This is a genomic window from Sulfuricurvum sp. PD_MW2 (genome assembly GCF_002633015.1).
Lineage (GTDB): Bacteria > Campylobacterota > Campylobacteria > Campylobacterales > Sulfurimonadaceae > Sulfuricurvum.
In genome coordinates this window covers 44,375-60,876 of record NZ_NSIU01000004.1, presented here as the reverse complement: position 1 = coordinate 60,876, position 16,502 = coordinate 44,375, and the positions used below count along the sequence as shown (strand labels likewise).

Sequence of the window (16,502 nt, the reverse complement as noted above, 5' to 3'; positions counted from 1 at the left end):
CAATGCCAATAAATGTAAATTTTGATGCACCGCCAACACCGCCGAGCAGTACGGATAAAACAAACTTTCGACTAAGATATGATGCATTCTTAGCCTATATTCAATCGCTCGGTGCAAAGCTGATTACATTTGTGACACAGATCAATGATCTTGAATCCAATGTCAATGCTAAAGAAGAGAGTGCAGTAGCTGCTTCTAATATCGCTATTGCACTGATAAACTATAAGGGGTTGTTTATACAAGGAACATCATCCGCATTAGTCGGTGAGTCATGGACATATGCGGGGTTCTATTATAGATGTTCTATAAATACATCCAATAACCCTATATCAGAACCTGCAAGTTGGACACCTTTATCTGTCGGAGCACAAATACATTCAGCTATAGCTAAAACTTCATTGGATAATGCAGACGAGTTCGGTTTTTGGGATAGTCTTACATTGACATTTAAAAAAATAACTTATGCAGTATTGATGTATTCCCCATCATTTACTGGTTCTCCTTCAATGAATGGGGCAGTGTTATCACCTTTCACCGGATTTAAAAATTACATTATAGATGGTCATTTTGATTTTTGGTATGAGGCAACAAGTATAACTGCAACTTTTAATGGTATTGGAACACCCTACGCTTCTACGATGTGGAAGTATGGACGGGCAAATACTACATTTACAGGAGTTGCAACTATTTCAAGCATTGTAGGCGGTGGTCTTAAAGTACAGCCAACCGTAGCCGACACATCCTTAACCAGTGGGGATATGGCGACTATCCTTCAATCATTAGAGGGGAACAATATCGCAAACCTTGCCGGTAAAACTGTAACTCTAAGCTTTACCGTAAACACAAACAAATTGGGAGATTACGGGATAGGGTTTTATGACGGTACGGGTCTAGCTTATTTAACACCTAAAAAATATACTGTTTCAGCAACCGGAAAAACACGTTATAGCGTCAGTTTTACTATGCCATCAACAATTACAAAAGACACATCGGGAAGATTCGATATACATTTCACATTAGCCGCTGATGCATCAAGAGCAGGGTCATTATTCCCAACGGGGGCAACAATTGTTAATCTATTTGATTCCACTTCAAACTATTTTGAAATCTATGAAGTACAACTCGAAGAGGGATCAGTAGCAACTACATTTCAGAATGTCCCTACTGGTATTGAAGAAATGAGGGTTATGCGATATTTTGAAAAATCTTATGACAATAATACCTATTTTAGTGGCGCAAGGATAACTGCTACTACTACTTTTCAAGGTGCAATCATTGAATTTAAAGTTGCAAAAAGAGGTGTTCCAATAATTACTTTATATTCTTTCGCAGGTACAGCGGGAACAATAGACTTTCAAGGAACAGGGTCATTAATAACCAACTTAACTGCTGCGGCAGATAGGATTACTACACATAAATGTGGTATTTACTCAGCATCCACAGCTGGTATGACTGTTGGGCAGGCGGGTTATTGTATTGGCGGATTTAAAGCAGATGCACGTTTATAAGGAGTAAACAATGGAAATTGAATCAGTTAAAAAACAAAGGGATGGATACCTAATAAATGGATCAACACACATCCCTGATGGCTATACAGGATGGATGAGTGATCTTTTGGATGAATGGCTTAAAAACAACACTCCAGAACAGGAGTTCACCGCTGAAGAGTTACAAAAACAAGCTGAGCAAGAAGCAGAAAACACACGCAATGAAGAAATGCTCATAGGTTTTGTGTATGGAACTAACTCTGACGGAACTGATCGTCGTATCTCAGTCACCAAAGATGATGGTGACGGTATGGTTCAGGTCAAAGCATCGTTTGAGCTTGGGTTAACTTCGACCGTGATCCATTTCGCTAATGGTTCAAAACTACCTATGACTGCCGAAGAATTCCCTAAATTCGCATTACAGTTCGTCACCGAGCGTGGGAAGTTTTTCTCATGAATCGTACACCTCAAGAGTTAGAAGCACTCTACACTAAATTCAAAAACGATGTCGAAAAAAGGAGCCGATGGTATCGCTTTCTTTTGGTACTTGATCAGATGGGCAACGTTATATTTTGGAACGGATCACAAGATGAGACGATCAGCTCTTATATCGCTAGACGGCAAGAAGCAGGAACTGCAACACGGTTCGATAACTTCGTATGCTGCATCCTAAAAAAGCTCGAGCAAAATCACTGTAAAAAATCGGAGGGTGAATGATAAATCAATCTAAAAATAAAGGAGAACACAATGATTACCTCACGCAAACTTGAAGATTTGCACCCAACGGTTCGAGAAAAAGCACTTAAGATGGAGAAGCGATGTGAAGCTGAATTGGGCATTGATCTTGTCTTTACGGCAACCTACCGAGATGATGAATCTCAAGATGCACTATATGCAATTGGAAGAACTGTCAAAGGTGCAAAAGTCACCAATGCTAAAGCCGGTTATTCATACCATAACTTCCGTCTTGCTTTTGACGTTGTAGCGGTTCGACATGGAAAACCAGTATGGAATACCTCAGGAGAGGATGGAAAGCTTTGGCAGGATATCGGTCGCATTGGTAAAGAATGCGGACTTGAATGGGGAGGAGACTTTAAAACGTTGAAAGATCTTCCTCACTTTCAAGACTCCAAAGGGCTTACTTTGGCTCAACTCAGAAACGGAGAGATGGTAGCATGAAAAAAATCGTAAAAACTCGAACTTTTTGGATTGCTATTGTAATGGGAATACTTGGTGGAATGGAGTCTCAAACACAGGCTATTCAAGATTATCTATCAGTACATGCAGCACCGTCATTCGGATTGCTCTATGCGATTATATTTCCAACGGTAATGATCGCCATGCGCTTACTGACTACAACATCTGTTCAAGATAAATAAAGGGATAAAAAGTGGTTAATTTAAAGATATTTATTGCAACTGCATTAGGCTTTTCAATGCTCTTAATTGGGGTTAGTTTTTACACTTTGAGTGTCTCCGGAGAGCGCAACGTTCTTCAGCAAACAGTTGAAACCAAAGAGTCTGAAATCAAACGAGAAAAAGACAGTGTTGCTTTCATGAAAGCATGGATGGAGCGAGATAAACTCGATGCTCTAAAGAAAGAAGCAGAGTTTAATCGAACAATGGCAGCAAAGCCGGTATTTAAAACAAAGATCGAGTACGTCCCGACCGGTGATAATTGTACCGATCTGAATGCTATCGCTGAAGAGGCACGTAAAAATGCTGAAGGAAGTAAATTATGAAAATACTATATTTGATGGTCTTGACTGCAGTCATGATCTTCTCAGGATGTGCCGGAAAAGAAGTTGCTCCATATGAGCCGATTACGATCACAAAAAAATGCGATACTAAAAAGCCTAAATGCGAAGATCCTACTCCTGAGACTGGAGATATTGCTCAGTGGATGAAAGCACGGCTGGAGAACTATCCGAAGTTAGAAAGTTGTCTTTATGATTTTGAAGCAGCACTGGAGAAGTGTTTGTAAGAAGCTCCCGCCTCACCCCTAACCACAAAAGGAGATGCAGCGGTACCGGAATTATCTCCGGTATCTTAATTCGACCGTGAAAATATGACACGGTGTCAGGAAATTATATGCAGCATCCAAAAATCACACTAAAAGCCCCATTCGCATGGATCGGCGGTAAATCAAAACTCGCAGACGATATCGTCTCCCTATTCCCAAATCATCGTCTCTATGTTGAAGTGTTCGGCGGTGCGCTCAACGTTCTATACCGCAAGCCCTGTACTACAAAACACTCCGAAGTGGTCAATGATATCAATGGTGAACTGATCAACCTTCATCGCGCTATCCGAACCAATCCACAGTCCCTATCAATGTACTTGAGTACTCTACTGATCAGCCGTGAACTATTCGCTGATATTCTCTCCGGACGTATGAAGCCACGGAACAATATTGAGCGAGCTGCTTTCTACTTCTACCTACTTTCTCAGAGCTTTGGAGCTAAGGGGACTACGTTTGCCATGAACGCTAAGAGTGGACGTCGACCGAAAGATATCTACAAAGACTTTGGACAATGGTCTAAGAGACTGAAGTTTGTCACTATTGAGAATATGAGCTTTGATAAGCTGATCCGGACGTATGATGCAGATGATGCGTTCTTTTATTGTGATCCTCCGTATGTATCGACAGAGAAGTACTACCAACACACTGGAGGATTTGGAGAAGCAGAGCATCGTCAACTATCAGAGCTTCTTCACGGTATCAAAGGCAAGTTTCTATTGAGCTATAACGACTGTGAACTAGTGAGAGAGCTATATGCGGACATGAAGATCACGTCCACTAAAGAGATCAACTATACACTTCGAGGATCGGGTAGTAAAAAGGCGGTTAGAGAGGTTTTTATTTCGAATTATTAGGAGGCTATATGCCTCTTATACAAATGCTTCAGGATACGTTTCTTCTAAATATTTAACAATCTCTTGATGTCCATAACTTTTTGCTACATTCTTTCCTTGTTCAAGCATATATAAAAATTGTTCATCTTCACTATGATTACATATCCAGTCTTTGACCCATTCTGATTTACCAAATGCACATGCACATGTTAATGCTTTCATTGCTTCTTCATGCACTTAAATTCCTTTTTTGAGCAATAGAATATTGAATATCATATAACACTTTTCATGTATTTTTTTGTATTTATATTGTTATTTGAATTTAAAATGCAAGTTATTGAAGCTGTGCGAGGAATATTATAGTTATTTAGATTTGTATTTGAAATGATAGTATTTTTATTGCATGGAGGTTAAAAAAGGTACGTTACTATCATTTTAAATTCAAATTACTATCATTTTAAAATCGGTTGTACACAAGAAGATCTTCAAAGAAGTATTATCCGCCTTGATTCGATTACAAAAATCAGCCAAGCAACTTCTAAAAACTCATCTGAGACCGTTAATGAACTTGAATTGATCATTTCAAAACTCAACCGACTTATTGAACTGGTTCAAATTTCGGCCCAAGCGATTAATTCACTCAACGAAAAAACAAGTGAGATTACTTCTGTTGTCAATTTGATTAAAGATATTGCGGATCAAACCAATCTCCTCGCTCTCAATGCAGCGATCGAAGCTGCGCGTGCGGGTGAACACGGTCGAGGTTTTGCCGTTGTTGCGGATGAAGTTCGTAAGCTTGCAGAACGTACTCAAAAAGCGACAGGAGAGATCGGTATCGCAGTACAAACCTTGCAGCAAGAGACAACCGAAATCCATACCAATTCCGAAGATATGAATGATATCGCAAGTGAATCAAGTCAATCCATCGAGTCATTTAGAGAGACCTTGTACACTTTCAACCAAGATGCACAAAGCACGGCGATTCAAGCCACAGCAATTGAAAACACGACGTTCATCACGTTGGCAAAAATCGATCATATTATGTTCAAATCTAACGCGTACAAAAGTATCGTGAATGGAAAAGCCGATACGGTATTCGGAACACATCATGAATGTCGCCTCGGAAAATGGTACGATAGCGGATTAGGCAAAGAGCGTTTCTCTCATCTTACCAGCTTTAAGAACATTTCTACCCCTCACTCAATTGTTCACAATAAAGTGCATGAAAATATTAAATATATTGAAAATGGGGATCAATCGATTCAGCATCAATCAGAGATCATAACGAACTTTACGGAGATGGAAGAAGCAAGCCTCAAACTCTTTAATCTCATGGATAATCTAATCATCGAATCAGAACAAGAACTGGGGAAAAACGTCTAATTTCAAAAGGGAGTTTATCCCTTCTGAAAATACCCTTGTAAGATTTGTTTTCCAACCTCGACACCCGGCTGGTCATACGTATTAATCTCCAACAGTGCACCGCTAAGAGAAGTCAATAACTCATAATATAAAATCAATTCGCCTACGGATGCTTCATCAATCTGTTTCCACGCAATCTCATCGACACATACACCGCTTTGTAAGACACTTTGGATTGTGGCACGACATTGTGCATTGATCAAGTCATTGAAGCTTTTTCCGTTTACGAAATCACTCTTCTCTAAATGCGATAAAGAAAGTTCAGGAATCATCAAATGCTCTTCTGAACTTTCAATATGCATGAAGGTTACCGTCTTATTCAATGGCCCTTCCATAATCAATTGCAAAAAGGAGTGTTGATCCACCGATCCGATTAGTGAAATAGGAGTTAATCCTACTCGCGAGCCGACACGGTTTCTTTTACCCAAAGATTCACCCCAGATTTGAACAACCCATTTGCCGAACTCTTCAAAGGTATCCGAATAGGCAAAAAGGACGTTCATAGGATATTGTTCACTGTGCGTAACATAAAAAGCCGCTTTTTGAAGCATATGCTCTTCTTCACGATTCCAGAAACGTTCCAAAAATGCTTGAGCCCCTTTTAGGATCATAAAGGTATCAAAACCGGCTAATGTCAAAGGGACCATTCCCACAGCACTCAAAACAGAGAAACGTCCACCGACGTTGCTTGGGATAACAAAGCGGCGAAGATGATTTTCATCAGCAAACTGTGCCAAAGGAGAAGCGTCGTCACTGACAACATAAATCTGTTCAGAATCTTGCAACGGCAATTCAAAGCTAACGATCAACCGTTTAAAAATTGACAGCGTCTCTACCGTTCCGCCTGACTTTGAAATCACAACAAACAGCGTGCGAAACTTATCAATTTGTTTCATCTCATGCATAATAGTGATAGGGTCTGAATTCTCAAGATAAATAAGTTTTTTTGCGTTTGGAGTACTCGGACGAAGAAGGCGTTCAATCGCTTTTATCCCCAAAGACGATCCACCGATACCAATGATTGCAATCGTATTAAAACGGCGGTCAATATCTCGATAAAGGTTTTGGAGTTCTTCTACAAGCGCAATAGAGGAGAGAGGGAGATGATAATAACCTACATCTCCCGATGAGGCTTCGTAACGAACCGCTTCGTACCCTTTTTCAAGGGTAAACGGATCAAGCGTTTTCGTTTCAAAATGGTTCGTATATCGAAGCATTAACGCGTTCCGATAAGAACCGTCATATCAACAAGGCGACTGCTGTATCCCCATTCATTATCGTACCATGCCAATACTTTTACAGTATTGCCATCAACCACACTGGTCATATCCGGTACATAGGTCGAGCTGTATGTAGAACCGATAAAGTCACTTGATACACGTTTGTCGTTATCAACTTCGATCAATCCTTTAAATGCACCTTCTGCAGCACTATTAAACGCAGCATGTACATCTTCTTTTGTAACCTCTTTTTTCAAATTGACGGTTAAATCCACTACCGATACATCCGGAGTCGGTACACGCATCGCATATCCGTTTAGTTTGCCAAGGAGATTCGGCATAACTTTCCCTATTGCTTTAGCCGCACCGGTTGACGTCGGAATCATATTCATTGCTGCCGCACGTGCACGACGAGGATCTTTAGAGTGTTTTACATCCAGAATGTTTTGATCGTTAGTATACGAGTGAATCGTTGTCATAAGACCGTTTTCAATACCGAATGCATCATCAAGCACTTTACAAATCGGCCCAAGACAGTTTGTTGTACAGCTTGCATTTGAGATAATAGCTTCACCTTTGTATCCATCTGAATTAACACCAAATACATACGTTGGAGAATCATCTTTCGCAGGGGCAGACATGATGACTTTTTTAACACCGTTTTTAAGGTGTTTTGCACAGCTCTCTTGATCCAAAAACTTACCGGTACATTCAATAACCACTTCTGCTCCGGCACTTCCAAAATCAACATTATCGATATTACGGTCACTGAACATACGAATGTTCTTGCCCCCGATTTGGATCGTTTGATCATCGATAACTTTTGCATCAATACCGCGATGTACACTGTCGAATTTGAGCAAATATTCCAACATCTCAGGTTTTGATGTGGTGTTTAACGCTACAAGTTCGATGTCATTGCGCTCTGCAATGATTTTTGCAACGATAATTCCAATTCTGCCTGTTCCGTTAATTGCCACTTTGAGTGCCATAAAGACTCCTGTCCTGCTAAAAGATTAATAATATGATCTATTTTAACAAATTATCGTTGAAATGAGAGTAAGAAAGTGGAAGATTTCTCCTGAAAACAGGAGAAAATTAATAGCTATAGGTGACAGTTACAGGAATTTGTTTAAGAGGTTGATCACTCTCGACAGTGATCTCTTTGCCTTTTAGTTTTGCATAATTTGTATAACCGTTTAACACTTCACGTGTTTTTAATGTCGTGATATTCTCACATTTGCGAACGGTTTGATACGATGTGGTTTCCGGAGTATTGTATTTGCTCCCTACATTTTGCCCTGCCAACGTACCTAAAACAGCTCCTCCGACGGTTGCAACGGTTTTACCCGTCCCTCCACCGACGTTATGACCGAGCACTCCGCCTAATGCTCCTCCAACGACAGCACCAACAACATCGTTATTCGTTCCACCCGAACTCACTTTTTCTTGTACGTCGTAACATCTTTGACTCGGAATTTGTTCTTGAAGTGTTGAATAGCTCGGAACTGATTTGGTAACTGAGATATATTCTGTAGTCGAAAAACTATCAGCCATAAGTCCTGATGTGGCAAGCAATAGTGCCCATGCAAAACGTGATGAATAATGAGATGACATTGTCTCTCCTTTAAATGTTATTGATCGTATTTTAGCTCTCTTTTGTGAATCAATCGTGAATTTTAGTGGTTGTTGCCGTATAAAAGGGCGTTTATTTTCTCATAGACATCTAAAATTTCACTTTTTTTCTCAAAAAAGCTGTTTTTATTCGCGATAAGATGGGTAGTGGATTCCATAATCGTCTCAACCACTTCCAAACCGTTTTGTTTCATTGTGCTACCTGTCTCAACAACGTCAACAATCATATCCGCCAATCCAACCAATGGGGCAAGTTCAATCGATCCATACAATTTGATGATATCGGCAGCCACCGCACGTTCGGCAAAATAGCGCTTGGTAATATTGACCATTTTGGTTGCTACCTTGATCTCACTTTTTGTAAAATCGGGTTTTTCACCTGCACGCATACCGATGGCGACCCGACATTTCCCTTTTTGTAGGTCGAGGAGTCGTATGACATCCAACCCTTGCTCTTCAAGAGTATCAAGACCAACAACCCCGATATCGGCTGCTTGATGATAAACATACGTTGCAACATCTTGATTACGTACGAGTAAAAATTTAAAATTTTCGGTTTGAAGGATCAATTTACGATCATCAAATTTAAAACTGCTTCCGAAAATCGTCTCAAATATTTCCAACGTATCTTCGGCAATCCGCCCTTTTGGGAGTGCAACACTTAGCATTTAGACCCTTTTTCTATCAACTTATTCATCCCTGTGAAAATCAAATCTTCATCCACAATCGCCTCGCTAAAAAAACGTGACAAGAGCTGCCCGTCTCCACCGGTAATATAGAGCGGTTTCCCCAACCGCTCTATTTTCTCTATTAAAGGAGCCAAAAAACCGATTGTAAGGGCATCAGGTGTATTTTTTGCCATTTTAGCCAAATCAACCTCAAAGTTAAATGACATACTCAATGCACTTGAAAGACGACCATACGCTTCGTGTGCAGAGTAGAGACCTAAAGCAATAAATCCCCCATCATAGATACCATTTCGCATTACATCAACAGTTATTGCACTTCCCGCATCGACAACTACACCGTCTTCAATGGCTTCACATACCATGACTCGATCTACTCCCATGCTAGGGTAATATTTGTCCCAATCGATAAGTTTTCGAAGATCATACCAATTTGCAAGTCCATGAATTCGTTCATTCATCGAGAGGTTGACACTGACATAGTAAACATCTTCCACAAAAGTCGCGGGATCAAAATCCTCTACACGACATTTGGAACGCTTACCCTCACTGAACAGATCAACCGAAGTATTGCCGATATCACATAAAATCATACTGCTATTATAACTTAAGTACCCCATTTACCCGTGCGATATTGTCATTTTTATGCAAACTAAGACGTACAATAGCGTCTTCCAGTGCATGTAGATCATGAATAACATTCGGTTCGAGTGCAATTACATCCCCGGCTCCGAATATAATTCGCTCATCTCCCACTCCGAAATCAATTTCGCCCGATACGATCATGACCGTGATCGGAAACGATGTTTTATGGGCTTTCATCGACTGCCCTTCACGAAACACAATTCGTATCTCTTTTGTGTATTCATTTGTAATCAACGGAGTGATAACCGGCTGAGTGTCACCGAAAATAATATCGGCATTAAACGATGCATACATCATATGTAACCCTTTTTTAAACGGATAATAGCTTCAAGATGAAAATAGTTTCTTGACGGATATCAAGAGTGTGACATAGGATGGTATTTCAATACCGTATCTTGGAGATTTTGTTTTTGAACATGTGTATAAATCTGCGTCGTCAAAAGGGATGCATGCCCTAAAAGTTCTTGAACTACACGCAAATCAGCCCCTCCTAAAATAAGTGCCGTAGCGTAAGAATGGCGAAGTGCATGCGGAGAAACACCGACATATTTCTGAGTAATCTTAAACGCTGAAACACGACTGAGCCTCTCTCCCTTATAATTGAGCCATAAAGTTGGACGGTTGTGATAAGGAGAGTGTTCTTGGTACATTCTAAGTGCTTTAAGTGATTCGGCCGCTAATGGAACATACCGTTCCTTTTCACCCTTTCCATGACGTACACGCAGCCATTCACCCTCAATATCCCCCTCTTCTACTGCCAAACACTCACTGATACGTAATCCGGAAGCATAAAGAAAAAGGATGAGTGCATAATCGCGCATACCGATCCAATCACTCCGGTCAATTAAGTTTAGCGAGGATTGGATCGTCTCAAACGGAAGATATTTCGGAAGATTTTTTGGAATTTTCGAAAGTGAAAATTTCGATGAGGATGACTCAAAACGGTATCGATGACAAAAATCCAAAAAGGAGTTAAAGGCAGAGAGTTTTCGATTTAATGTCCGCTTATTGGTAATCGATCCGAGCATTTCAAACATTTGACTCGAATCAATTTCAGTAAGATTCTTTTTGGAAGATTCTTCCAATGCACTCAGATCATGCCGATAGGCTTCGATCGTTCGTGGGCTCAATGCTTTGATTACAATAATGTACTCTAAAAAAGCATCCAGCTCTTTCGACATTATTTGATATTGATGTAGCGGTCGTCGAAATAAAAACGGCCGTCTCCTAAAAAGATTTTATTTTTCGCGTCCATATCGATGTCATAAACATCATACGCTAAAAGATTTTTTGTCAATGCAATCATATATCCCTCTTGTTCAAGAGCGTAAACACGATCATTTTGGACACTCAATCCTACAAAATGGGCAAACGGAAATTTCTTTTTCGCTTTAAACTGAAGCGTCGGACTCAGTGCAATGACTTCACCTTGTTTGGTCGTTAACCAAATTCCTTCTGTAGTATACGCAATATTACGAATTTCATATTTTTCACGTGCCTCTTTTTGAGAAAGGGCTAAAACACCGTTTCCGGTTGAAGCAACAAGATTATTATCGATAACATTCATGTATGTAACATTATTAAAATACTCATCCGAATTGACAACCACCGAACGCAAAAGCTGCTTTGTTTCAGAATTGACGATCACAATTTTCCCATCCAGCGTTAAAAACAATACCAGTTCTTTGAGAAAATAGGGATTCGCGATACGTGCATCAACGGCAATTGGAATATTCGCACTCTCTTTGAAAAGGAGTTTTTTGCTCTCAAGCGAATAGAGGGCCATTTCATTGTTTGCAAATAAAACCGCTACTACATCCTCTTGAATAGACGCAGCCGCTATGTCTCGTTTGAAATCAAACGTCACTTTGGCATCGGTACCGTCTTCAGGGAAAAGAACCATATTTCCTTCCGGACTTTCGGTAATAATCCATGTATTATCGGCATTGATCAAGCGATAATTTTTCGGAAGCTTAATATTTTTCTCTCCGTTGGCAGTCAATAAATGTCCATTTTCAAGCAATGCAGCCGACTGACCGGTTTGTGCGATAGATGAACTTATACGTCCGGCTGTTCGCCATTCACCTTTGACATTATCGGGTTTATACACCTCTTTATGAGAACAGCCGGTAAATAAGAGGATAGTAGCTATTGATAATGAGCTGAGGGCTAATTTCATTCTTTCACCCCATAGTGCTGAAGTGACGAAGCAACTTGATACAGAGGCGAATCCTCAGGGATGAGTGCTAATTTTTCATTCGCTGTTTTTACATCGCCCTTTTCAATCGACTTAACCGCAAGTTCTATGAGTGCGAGATCTTTATACAGAGCCCCTTGTTTCTTCGTATAGCCCTCCAGAGCTTGGGCATCCCCTTTGATAGCAGCTGATTCATAGGTTGCAATATCGCCGACACCGAAAGTGGTTGAGTTTTTTAACCCTTCAAGAATCGTAACATCATTTTGCGAAATTCCTCGAGAAAGTTTCCATACGTCATAAAGGGCCGGATTATCGTTTTTTAGCGTCTGCTCTGCTTGAGCATCTGCAGGATTAGCCAAAAGGAGATTAAAAGCTTTATTCGAACTTTGCAATTTAGCATCCGTATACGCTTGATAACCGATAGCACCTCCGACGGCCAATAAGGATGCAACAACGACTGCGATTAAAGGTTTTTGATATTTTTTTACAAATCGTTCCGTACGGATAGCACTTTCAAAAAACTTCTCTTCTGAACTCAACTCTTCTCTTACGGCTTCCATATTCTCTTTTAGACTCAAAACGACTCCTATCTTGTACTGCTCATTAATGGGACAATCATATCTCACCCTACGTTAAAGTTAAGTAAACCTTTTTTTAGGGTACAATTATTTTTATAAATTTATCACAACTTAGGTTAACCATGCAAATTGACGAAACTCTTCTCCAACGATTGGAAAAACTATCTTTTCTTCAAATTCCCGATGAACACAGAGAGGAGATGATTGCTCAGCTCAGCGAGATTGTCGCTTTTGTCGATAACCTCTCCGAACTCTCTACCGAAGGGGTAGATGCTACGTTTGCAATGTCTGATACGGCGACTCGTTTGCGAGAAGATGCAGGGAGCGTCGATCGCACCATTAATGACGATATCCTTTCACATGCACCTCATTCACAAGATCACTTTTTCATCGTTCCGAAGATTATCGAGTAAATTATGATACATATCTACGGGATTAAAACGTGCGGAAGCGTCCAAAAAGCGTTACGTTTCTTGGATTCTCATTCTCTTGCTTATACGTTCCATGATTTTAAAAAAACTCCTGTCGATTATGAAAAAATCAAATTTTGGGCCTCACAAGTACCGATGTCGACTCTTTTGAATACAAAAGGGACAACCTATAAAGCACTGGGACTTAAAGCGCTAGAACTCAATGATGAGAGTAAAATACAATGGATGAGCAATCATAATCTCTTGATCAAACGCCCCGTTATTGAGTACAATGATCGTATGATCGTCGGTTTTGATCCATCTTACTACGAAGGGATATTTATTTCATGAATGCAGGTTTAGATATTTACAAACTTCTCAAAAGCGTTGTCGCGTACAAAGCGTCCGATCTACATCTCGTTAGTCGTTCAGAACCTCAGATCCGTATCGACGGTCGGCTTGTTGCCCTTAACCTCCCTGTACTTGATGGACACGCTATCGAAGAGATGGCGTACTCCCTCCTCAGCGAAAAACAAAAAAAATCGTTTGAAGAGAATAACGAACTGGATTTTTCAATCGTCATACCTGATGTGGGCCGCTTTCGTGCGAACTACTACAAAACGATGGACGATATCGCATGTGCATTCCGTATTATTCCGGTCACTATCCCATCACTCGATGATTTGAACGCGAAGCGCATCTTCAAAGAGATTATCAAACGGGAAAAAGGTCTTATCCTTGTCACCGGACCTACCGGAAGCGGTAAATCGACTACGCTGGCTGCGATGCTCAATGAGATCAACATTACTGAAGCACGCCATATCATCACCGTCGAAGACCCGGTTGAGTTCGTTCATACCAACAAAAAATCGCTATTTTCGCATCGGAATGTCGGAACCGATACGAAAAGCTTTTCTGCCGCTTTGAAATACGCATTGCGTGAAGACCCTGATGTTATCCTCATCGGGGAGATGCGGGACAAAGAGACCATCTCTGCAGCATTAACGGCGGCGGAAACAGGACACTTGGTATTCGGAACTCTCCATACCAACTCAGCGCCTCAAACCATCAATCGTATTATCGACGTATTTGCGGGGGATGAACAACCGCAAGTACGTGCGCAGCTTTCAACATCACTGATTGCGGTTATTTCCCAAGCACTTTTACCGAAAATCGGAGGTGGCCGTATTGCCGCACAAGAGGTTATGATTACCAATCCGGCGATTGCAAACCTCATTCGTGAAGATAAAGTTCATCAACTATATTCCCAAATGCAGCTTAACCAGCAGGGGACAAGTATGACGACCCAAACCCAAGAAATTGTAGACTTCTTACGTAAAAAATTGATCAATAAAGAGACTGCATTGCAATATTCGAATAAGCCGGATGAATTGATTCGTGTTATAGAGTCCCTCTAGTTCCCTCTTTCCCCGAGGGGGAATTCTTAAAAAAAATTTCAAATCTCTTCACGAATCCCCTCCTTTAGAAAATATACCTCTATTTATAGTTTATAATTACACATTATGAAACATGAACATCTATTAAAATCTCATCATCTCAAAGCAACACCGCAAAGAGTTGCAATTATGCAATTGATGCATCATGCCGGGCATATCAATATTGATGAACTTTATCAGGCGATTCGAGAAAAATTCAGCTCTATATCCCTCGCAACCTTATATAAAAACGTTCATACTATGTTGGATGTAAGTTTGATACGGGAAGTAAAAATTCCAGGGCAAAAAACAAAATACGAAATTCAAAAAGAATCACATGTACATATGCTTTGCAAATCATGCGGAGAACTCAAAGATTTACCTTATAATCCCAATGAGATTCTTCAGCATTCTATGAAAGTGAGTCATTATAAAGCGGATGATGTGTCGATTGTTATTTCGGGAATTTGCCCTAATTGTCAAAAACAATAAGTAAAAGATTCCGCGGAGCCGAAAAAAAACTCCGAGGATAGAAGCTTCGCTTAACGATGCGCTTCTTTGAGGGTATCAGCGATCAAAAATGCCAATTCAAGCGATTGATCGGCATTAAGACGCGGATCACAGTGAGTATGGTAACGGCTTTTTAAATTTTCAGATGTGATTTCAAACGATCCACCCAAACACTCAGTTACATTTTTCCCTGTCATTTCAAGATGTACACCACCTGCGTACGTCCCTTCCGATTTATGTACTTGGAAAAATTGTTTCATCTCTTTTAAAACTTGCTCTACCGGACGGGTTTTATAGCCATTACTGGTAATGGTATTTCCGTGCATCGGATCACAGCTCCACACCACTTTTTTCCCTTCTCTCTCCACTGCACGAATCAAAGCAGGCATGCCATCAGCAACTTTATCTGCACCCATACGTACAATAACGTTCAAGCGTCCAGCTTCATTATTCGGGTTAAGAATATCACACAGACGCACTAAATCTTCAGGGTCCATAGACGGCCCTGCTTTGACTCCGATCGGGTTATTAATTCCGCGCATGAATTCAACATGAGCACCATCAAGCTGACGAGTACGATCTCCGATCCATAACATGTGCGACGATACATCATACCACTCACCCGTCAACGAGTCTTGTCGGGTAAATGCCTCTTCGTAGTTGAGCAATAACGCTTCATGAGACGTAAAGAAATCGGTCTCTCTAAGGGTTTGAAATTTATCGGATGTAATCCCACATGCTGCCATGAAACGGAGAGAATCATCAATCTGGCGAGAGAGCTCATCGTATTTTTTTGTCATTTCATTTTGACCGACAAATCCAAGATTCCATGCATGAACTTGATGCAAGTCCGCCAAGCCTCCGGTAGCAAAAGCACGTAAAAGATTTAATGTTGCTGCCGATTGGTTATAAGCTTGAACCATACGGTACGGATCTGGAATACGTGCAGCTTCATTGAATTCGACACCGTTGATGATATCACCGCGATAGCTTGCCAACGTAACGCCATCAATCGTTTCCGTATCAGCCGAACGCGGTTTTGCAAACTGCCCTCCTAGACGCCCTACTTTAACAACCGGTACGCCTCCGGCAAATGTCATTACCACTGCCATTTGCATCATGACTTTAAATGTATCTCGGATATTGTGCGCGTGAAATTCAGAAAAACTCTCTGCACAATCTCCCCCCTGAAGTAAAAAAGCTTTTCCTTCACAGACGTCAGCCAAATTCTTTTTGAGCGTGCGGGCTTCACCGGCGAATACGAGTGGCGGATAATTGCGCAGCTGTGCTTCGATTTGCTCTAAAACTGCCGTATCGGGATACGTAGGCTGTTGTTTAATCGGTTTTTCTCTCCAGCTTGATCGGCTCCATGTGCTCATATCGTCTCCTGTGTGCTCTTGCACCTAATTAGTAGACGAATT

The 16,502-nt window shown here is 40.7% G+C and carries 24 protein-coding genes and 1 pseudogene; 14 read left to right on the top strand and 11 right to left on the bottom strand.

What is annotated here, in order from left to right:
- Positions 1-2: 2 nt before the first annotated feature.
- The 8 genes from CJD30_RS03530 (at position 3) to CJD30_RS03495 (ending at position 4,363) form a co-directional block, all read left to right on the top strand.
- A complete protein-coding gene (locus CJD30_RS03530) occupies positions 3-1,508 on the top strand; it encodes a hypothetical protein (RefSeq protein ID WP_294916359.1) in 1,506 nt (501 codons plus the stop codon).
- A gap of 10 nt (positions 1,509-1,518) precedes the next feature.
- Positions 1,519-1,944, top strand: a complete 426-nt coding sequence (locus tag CJD30_RS03525) for a hypothetical protein (protein WP_294916357.1) — start codon at positions 1,519-1,521, stop codon at positions 1,942-1,944.
- On the top strand, positions 1,941-2,204 hold the full coding sequence (locus CJD30_RS03520) for a hypothetical protein (protein WP_294916355.1): 264 nt from the start codon (positions 1,941-1,943) through the stop codon (positions 2,202-2,204). Before CJD30_RS03525 ends, CJD30_RS03520 begins: the two co-directional genes overlap by 4 nt.
- 30 nt (positions 2,205-2,234) lie before the next feature.
- On the top strand, positions 2,235-2,666 hold the full coding sequence (locus CJD30_RS03515) for a M15 family metallopeptidase (protein ID WP_294916354.1): 432 nt from the start codon (positions 2,235-2,237) through the stop codon (positions 2,664-2,666).
- Positions 2,663-2,866: a hypothetical protein gene (locus tag CJD30_RS03510; protein WP_294916352.1), complete on the top strand. Its 204-nt coding sequence runs from the start codon at positions 2,663-2,665 to the stop codon at positions 2,864-2,866. Before CJD30_RS03515 ends, CJD30_RS03510 begins: the two co-directional genes overlap by 4 nt.
- Positions 2,867-2,877: 11 nt before the next feature.
- Positions 2,878-3,228, top strand: a complete 351-nt coding sequence (locus CJD30_RS03505) for a hypothetical protein (protein WP_294916351.1) — start codon at positions 2,878-2,880, stop codon at positions 3,226-3,228.
- Positions 3,225-3,470 carry a hypothetical protein gene (locus tag CJD30_RS03500; protein ID WP_294916349.1) on the top strand — a complete coding sequence of 82 codons (246 nt, stop codon included), beginning with the start codon at positions 3,225-3,227 and terminating at the stop codon, positions 3,468-3,470. Before CJD30_RS03505 ends, CJD30_RS03500 begins: the two co-directional genes overlap by 4 nt.
- Before the next feature lie 107 nt (positions 3,471-3,577).
- Positions 3,578-4,363, top strand: a complete 786-nt coding sequence (locus CJD30_RS03495) for a DNA adenine methylase (RefSeq protein WP_294916347.1) — start codon at positions 3,578-3,580, stop codon at positions 4,361-4,363.
- A 15-nt stretch (positions 4,364-4,378) separates the two neighbouring features.
- Here the strand turns inward: CJD30_RS03495 and CJD30_RS03490 are convergent, their stop codons facing one another.
- Positions 4,379-4,579 carry a hypothetical protein gene (locus tag CJD30_RS03490; RefSeq protein ID WP_294916345.1) on the bottom strand — a complete coding sequence of 67 codons (201 nt, stop codon included), beginning with the start codon at positions 4,577-4,579 and terminating at the stop codon, positions 4,379-4,381.
- 336 nt (positions 4,580-4,915) lie between these two features.
- Between CJD30_RS03490 and CJD30_RS03485 the strand changes: the two are divergent.
- Both CJD30_RS03485 and CJD30_RS03480 read left to right on the top strand, forming a co-directional pair.
- A pseudogene (locus tag CJD30_RS03485) lies at positions 4,916-5,335 on the top strand (methyl-accepting chemotaxis protein); the annotation flags it as partial.
- Positions 5,336-5,383: 48 nt separating this feature from the next.
- Positions 5,384-5,725: a CZB domain-containing protein gene (locus CJD30_RS03480; protein ID WP_294916439.1), complete on the top strand. Its 342-nt coding sequence runs from the start codon at positions 5,384-5,386 to the stop codon at positions 5,723-5,725.
- Positions 5,726-5,739: 14 nt separating this feature from the next.
- Here CJD30_RS03480 and CJD30_RS03475 read toward each other — a convergent pair whose 3' ends face one another.
- The 9 genes from CJD30_RS03475 to CJD30_RS03435 form a co-directional block, all read right to left on the bottom strand.
- The gene (locus tag CJD30_RS03475; RefSeq protein WP_294916343.1) at positions 5,740-6,981 is read right to left on the bottom strand and encodes a glucose-6-phosphate isomerase; all 1,242 of its coding nucleotides are present in this window, start codon (positions 6,979-6,981) and stop codon (positions 5,740-5,742) included.
- A complete protein-coding gene (gene gap, locus CJD30_RS03470; RefSeq protein WP_294916342.1) occupies positions 6,981-7,976 on the bottom strand; it encodes a type I glyceraldehyde-3-phosphate dehydrogenase in 996 nt (331 codons plus the stop codon). Before gap ends, CJD30_RS03475 begins: the two co-directional genes overlap by 1 nt.
- Before the next feature lie 106 nt (positions 7,977-8,082).
- Positions 8,083-8,601 carry a glycine zipper 2TM domain-containing protein gene (locus CJD30_RS03465; protein ID WP_294916340.1) on the bottom strand — a complete coding sequence of 173 codons (519 nt, stop codon included), beginning with the start codon at positions 8,599-8,601 and terminating at the stop codon, positions 8,083-8,085.
- Between the two features lie 62 nt (positions 8,602-8,663).
- The gene (gene hisG, locus CJD30_RS03460) at positions 8,664-9,287 is read right to left on the bottom strand and encodes an ATP phosphoribosyltransferase (RefSeq protein ID WP_294916339.1); all 624 of its coding nucleotides are present in this window, start codon (positions 9,285-9,287) and stop codon (positions 8,664-8,666) included.
- Positions 9,281-9,898 carry a type III pantothenate kinase gene (locus CJD30_RS03455; protein WP_294916338.1) on the bottom strand — a complete coding sequence of 206 codons (618 nt, stop codon included), beginning with the start codon at positions 9,896-9,898 and terminating at the stop codon, positions 9,281-9,283. Before CJD30_RS03455 ends, hisG begins: the two co-directional genes overlap by 7 nt.
- A 7-nt stretch (positions 9,899-9,905) precedes the next feature.
- Positions 9,906-10,247 carry a cupin domain-containing protein gene (locus CJD30_RS03450; protein ID WP_294916336.1) on the bottom strand — a complete coding sequence of 114 codons (342 nt, stop codon included), beginning with the start codon at positions 10,245-10,247 and terminating at the stop codon, positions 9,906-9,908.
- A 59-nt stretch (positions 10,248-10,306) separates the two neighbouring features.
- Positions 10,307-11,131, bottom strand: coding sequence for a tyrosine-type recombinase/integrase (locus tag CJD30_RS03445; protein WP_294916334.1), 825 nt, complete (start codon positions 11,129-11,131; stop codon positions 10,307-10,309).
- The gene (locus CJD30_RS03440) at positions 11,131-12,129 is read right to left on the bottom strand and encodes a hypothetical protein (protein ID WP_294916332.1); all 999 of its coding nucleotides are present in this window, start codon (positions 12,127-12,129) and stop codon (positions 11,131-11,133) included. Before CJD30_RS03440 ends, CJD30_RS03445 begins: the two co-directional genes overlap by 1 nt.
- Complete coding sequence (locus CJD30_RS03435; RefSeq protein ID WP_294916330.1) at positions 12,126-12,725, bottom strand: hypothetical protein; 600 nt, start codon at positions 12,723-12,725, stop codon at positions 12,126-12,128. Before CJD30_RS03435 ends, CJD30_RS03440 begins: the two co-directional genes overlap by 4 nt.
- Before the next feature lie 122 nt (positions 12,726-12,847).
- Here CJD30_RS03435 and gatC point away from each other — a divergent pair, with 122 nt between their 5' ends.
- The 4 genes from gatC (at position 12,848) to CJD30_RS03415 (ending at position 15,063) form a co-directional block, all read left to right on the top strand.
- Positions 12,848-13,138 (top strand): Asp-tRNA(Asn)/Glu-tRNA(Gln) amidotransferase subunit GatC, encoded by a 291-nt coding sequence (gene gatC / locus CJD30_RS03430; RefSeq protein WP_294916329.1) that lies wholly within the window; start codon positions 12,848-12,850, stop codon positions 13,136-13,138.
- Between the two features lie 3 nt (positions 13,139-13,141).
- Positions 13,142-13,486: an arsenate reductase family protein gene (locus CJD30_RS03425; protein ID WP_294916327.1), complete on the top strand. Its 345-nt coding sequence runs from the start codon at positions 13,142-13,144 to the stop codon at positions 13,484-13,486.
- Positions 13,483-14,553: a type IV pilus twitching motility protein PilT gene (locus CJD30_RS03420; RefSeq protein ID WP_294916325.1), complete on the top strand. Its 1,071-nt coding sequence runs from the start codon at positions 13,483-13,485 to the stop codon at positions 14,551-14,553. Before CJD30_RS03425 ends, CJD30_RS03420 begins: the two co-directional genes overlap by 4 nt.
- 105 nt (positions 14,554-14,658) lie before the next feature.
- On the top strand, positions 14,659-15,063 hold the full coding sequence (locus CJD30_RS03415) for a Fur family transcriptional regulator (protein ID WP_294916323.1): 405 nt from the start codon (positions 14,659-14,661) through the stop codon (positions 15,061-15,063).
- A gap of 50 nt (positions 15,064-15,113) precedes the next feature.
- Here the strand turns inward: CJD30_RS03415 and CJD30_RS03410 are convergent, their stop codons facing one another.
- The gene (locus CJD30_RS03410; RefSeq protein ID WP_294916321.1) at positions 15,114-16,460 is read right to left on the bottom strand and encodes a class II 3-deoxy-7-phosphoheptulonate synthase; all 1,347 of its coding nucleotides are present in this window, start codon (positions 16,458-16,460) and stop codon (positions 15,114-15,116) included.
- Between the last annotated feature and the right edge of the window lie 42 nt (positions 16,461-16,502).

Bases quoted from the DNA above. Each gene is read 5' to 3' on its own strand.
- CJD30_RS03475 (WP_294916343.1), bottom strand. From the start codon at position 6,981: ATGCTTCGATATACGAACCATTTTGAAACGAAAACGCTTGATCCGTTT.
- CJD30_RS03500 (WP_294916349.1), top strand. From the start codon at position 3,225: ATGAAAATACTATATTTGATGGTCTTGACTGCAGTCATGATCTTCTCA.
- CJD30_RS03480 (WP_294916439.1), top strand. From the start codon at position 5,384: ATGTTCAAATCTAACGCGTACAAAAGTATCGTGAATGGAAAAGCCGAT.
- CJD30_RS03410 (WP_294916321.1), bottom strand. From the start codon at position 16,460: ATGAGCACATGGAGCCGATCAAGCTGGAGAGAAAAACCGATTAAACAA.
- CJD30_RS03420 (WP_294916325.1), top strand. From the start codon at position 13,483: ATGAATGCAGGTTTAGATATTTACAAACTTCTCAAAAGCGTTGTCGCG.
- CJD30_RS03425 (WP_294916327.1), top strand. From the start codon at position 13,142: ATGATACATATCTACGGGATTAAAACGTGCGGAAGCGTCCAAAAAGCG.
- CJD30_RS03525 (WP_294916357.1), top strand. From the start codon at position 1,519: ATGGAAATTGAATCAGTTAAAAAACAAAGGGATGGATACCTAATAAAT.
- CJD30_RS03495 (WP_294916347.1), top strand. From the start codon at position 3,578: ATGCAGCATCCAAAAATCACACTAAAAGCCCCATTCGCATGGATCGGC.
- CJD30_RS03510 (WP_294916352.1), top strand. From the start codon at position 2,663: ATGAAAAAAATCGTAAAAACTCGAACTTTTTGGATTGCTATTGTAATG.
- hisG (WP_294916339.1), bottom strand. From the start codon at position 9,287: ATGCTAAGTGTTGCACTCCCAAAAGGGCGGATTGCCGAAGATACGTTG.
- CJD30_RS03445 (WP_294916334.1), bottom strand. From the start codon at position 11,131: ATGTCGAAAGAGCTGGATGCTTTTTTAGAGTACATTATTGTAATCAAA.
- gatC (WP_294916329.1), top strand. From the start codon at position 12,848: ATGCAAATTGACGAAACTCTTCTCCAACGATTGGAAAAACTATCTTTT.
- CJD30_RS03465 (WP_294916340.1), bottom strand. From the start codon at position 8,601: ATGTCATCTCATTATTCATCACGTTTTGCATGGGCACTATTGCTTGCC.
- gap (WP_294916342.1), bottom strand. From the start codon at position 7,976: ATGGCACTCAAAGTGGCAATTAACGGAACAGGCAGAATTGGAATTATC.
- CJD30_RS03515 (WP_294916354.1), top strand. From the start codon at position 2,235: ATGATTACCTCACGCAAACTTGAAGATTTGCACCCAACGGTTCGAGAA.
- CJD30_RS03450 (WP_294916336.1), bottom strand. From the start codon at position 10,247: ATGATGTATGCATCGTTTAATGCCGATATTATTTTCGGTGACACTCAG.
- CJD30_RS03415 (WP_294916323.1), top strand. From the start codon at position 14,659: ATGAAACATGAACATCTATTAAAATCTCATCATCTCAAAGCAACACCG.
- CJD30_RS03440 (WP_294916332.1), bottom strand. From the start codon at position 12,129: ATGAAATTAGCCCTCAGCTCATTATCAATAGCTACTATCCTCTTATTT.
- CJD30_RS03455 (WP_294916338.1), bottom strand. From the start codon at position 9,898: ATGATTTTATGTGATATCGGCAATACTTCGGTTGATCTGTTCAGTGAG.
- CJD30_RS03530 (WP_294916359.1), top strand. From the start codon at position 3: ATGCCAATAAATGTAAATTTTGATGCACCGCCAACACCGCCGAGCAGT.
- CJD30_RS03520 (WP_294916355.1), top strand. From the start codon at position 1,941: ATGAATCGTACACCTCAAGAGTTAGAAGCACTCTACACTAAATTCAAA.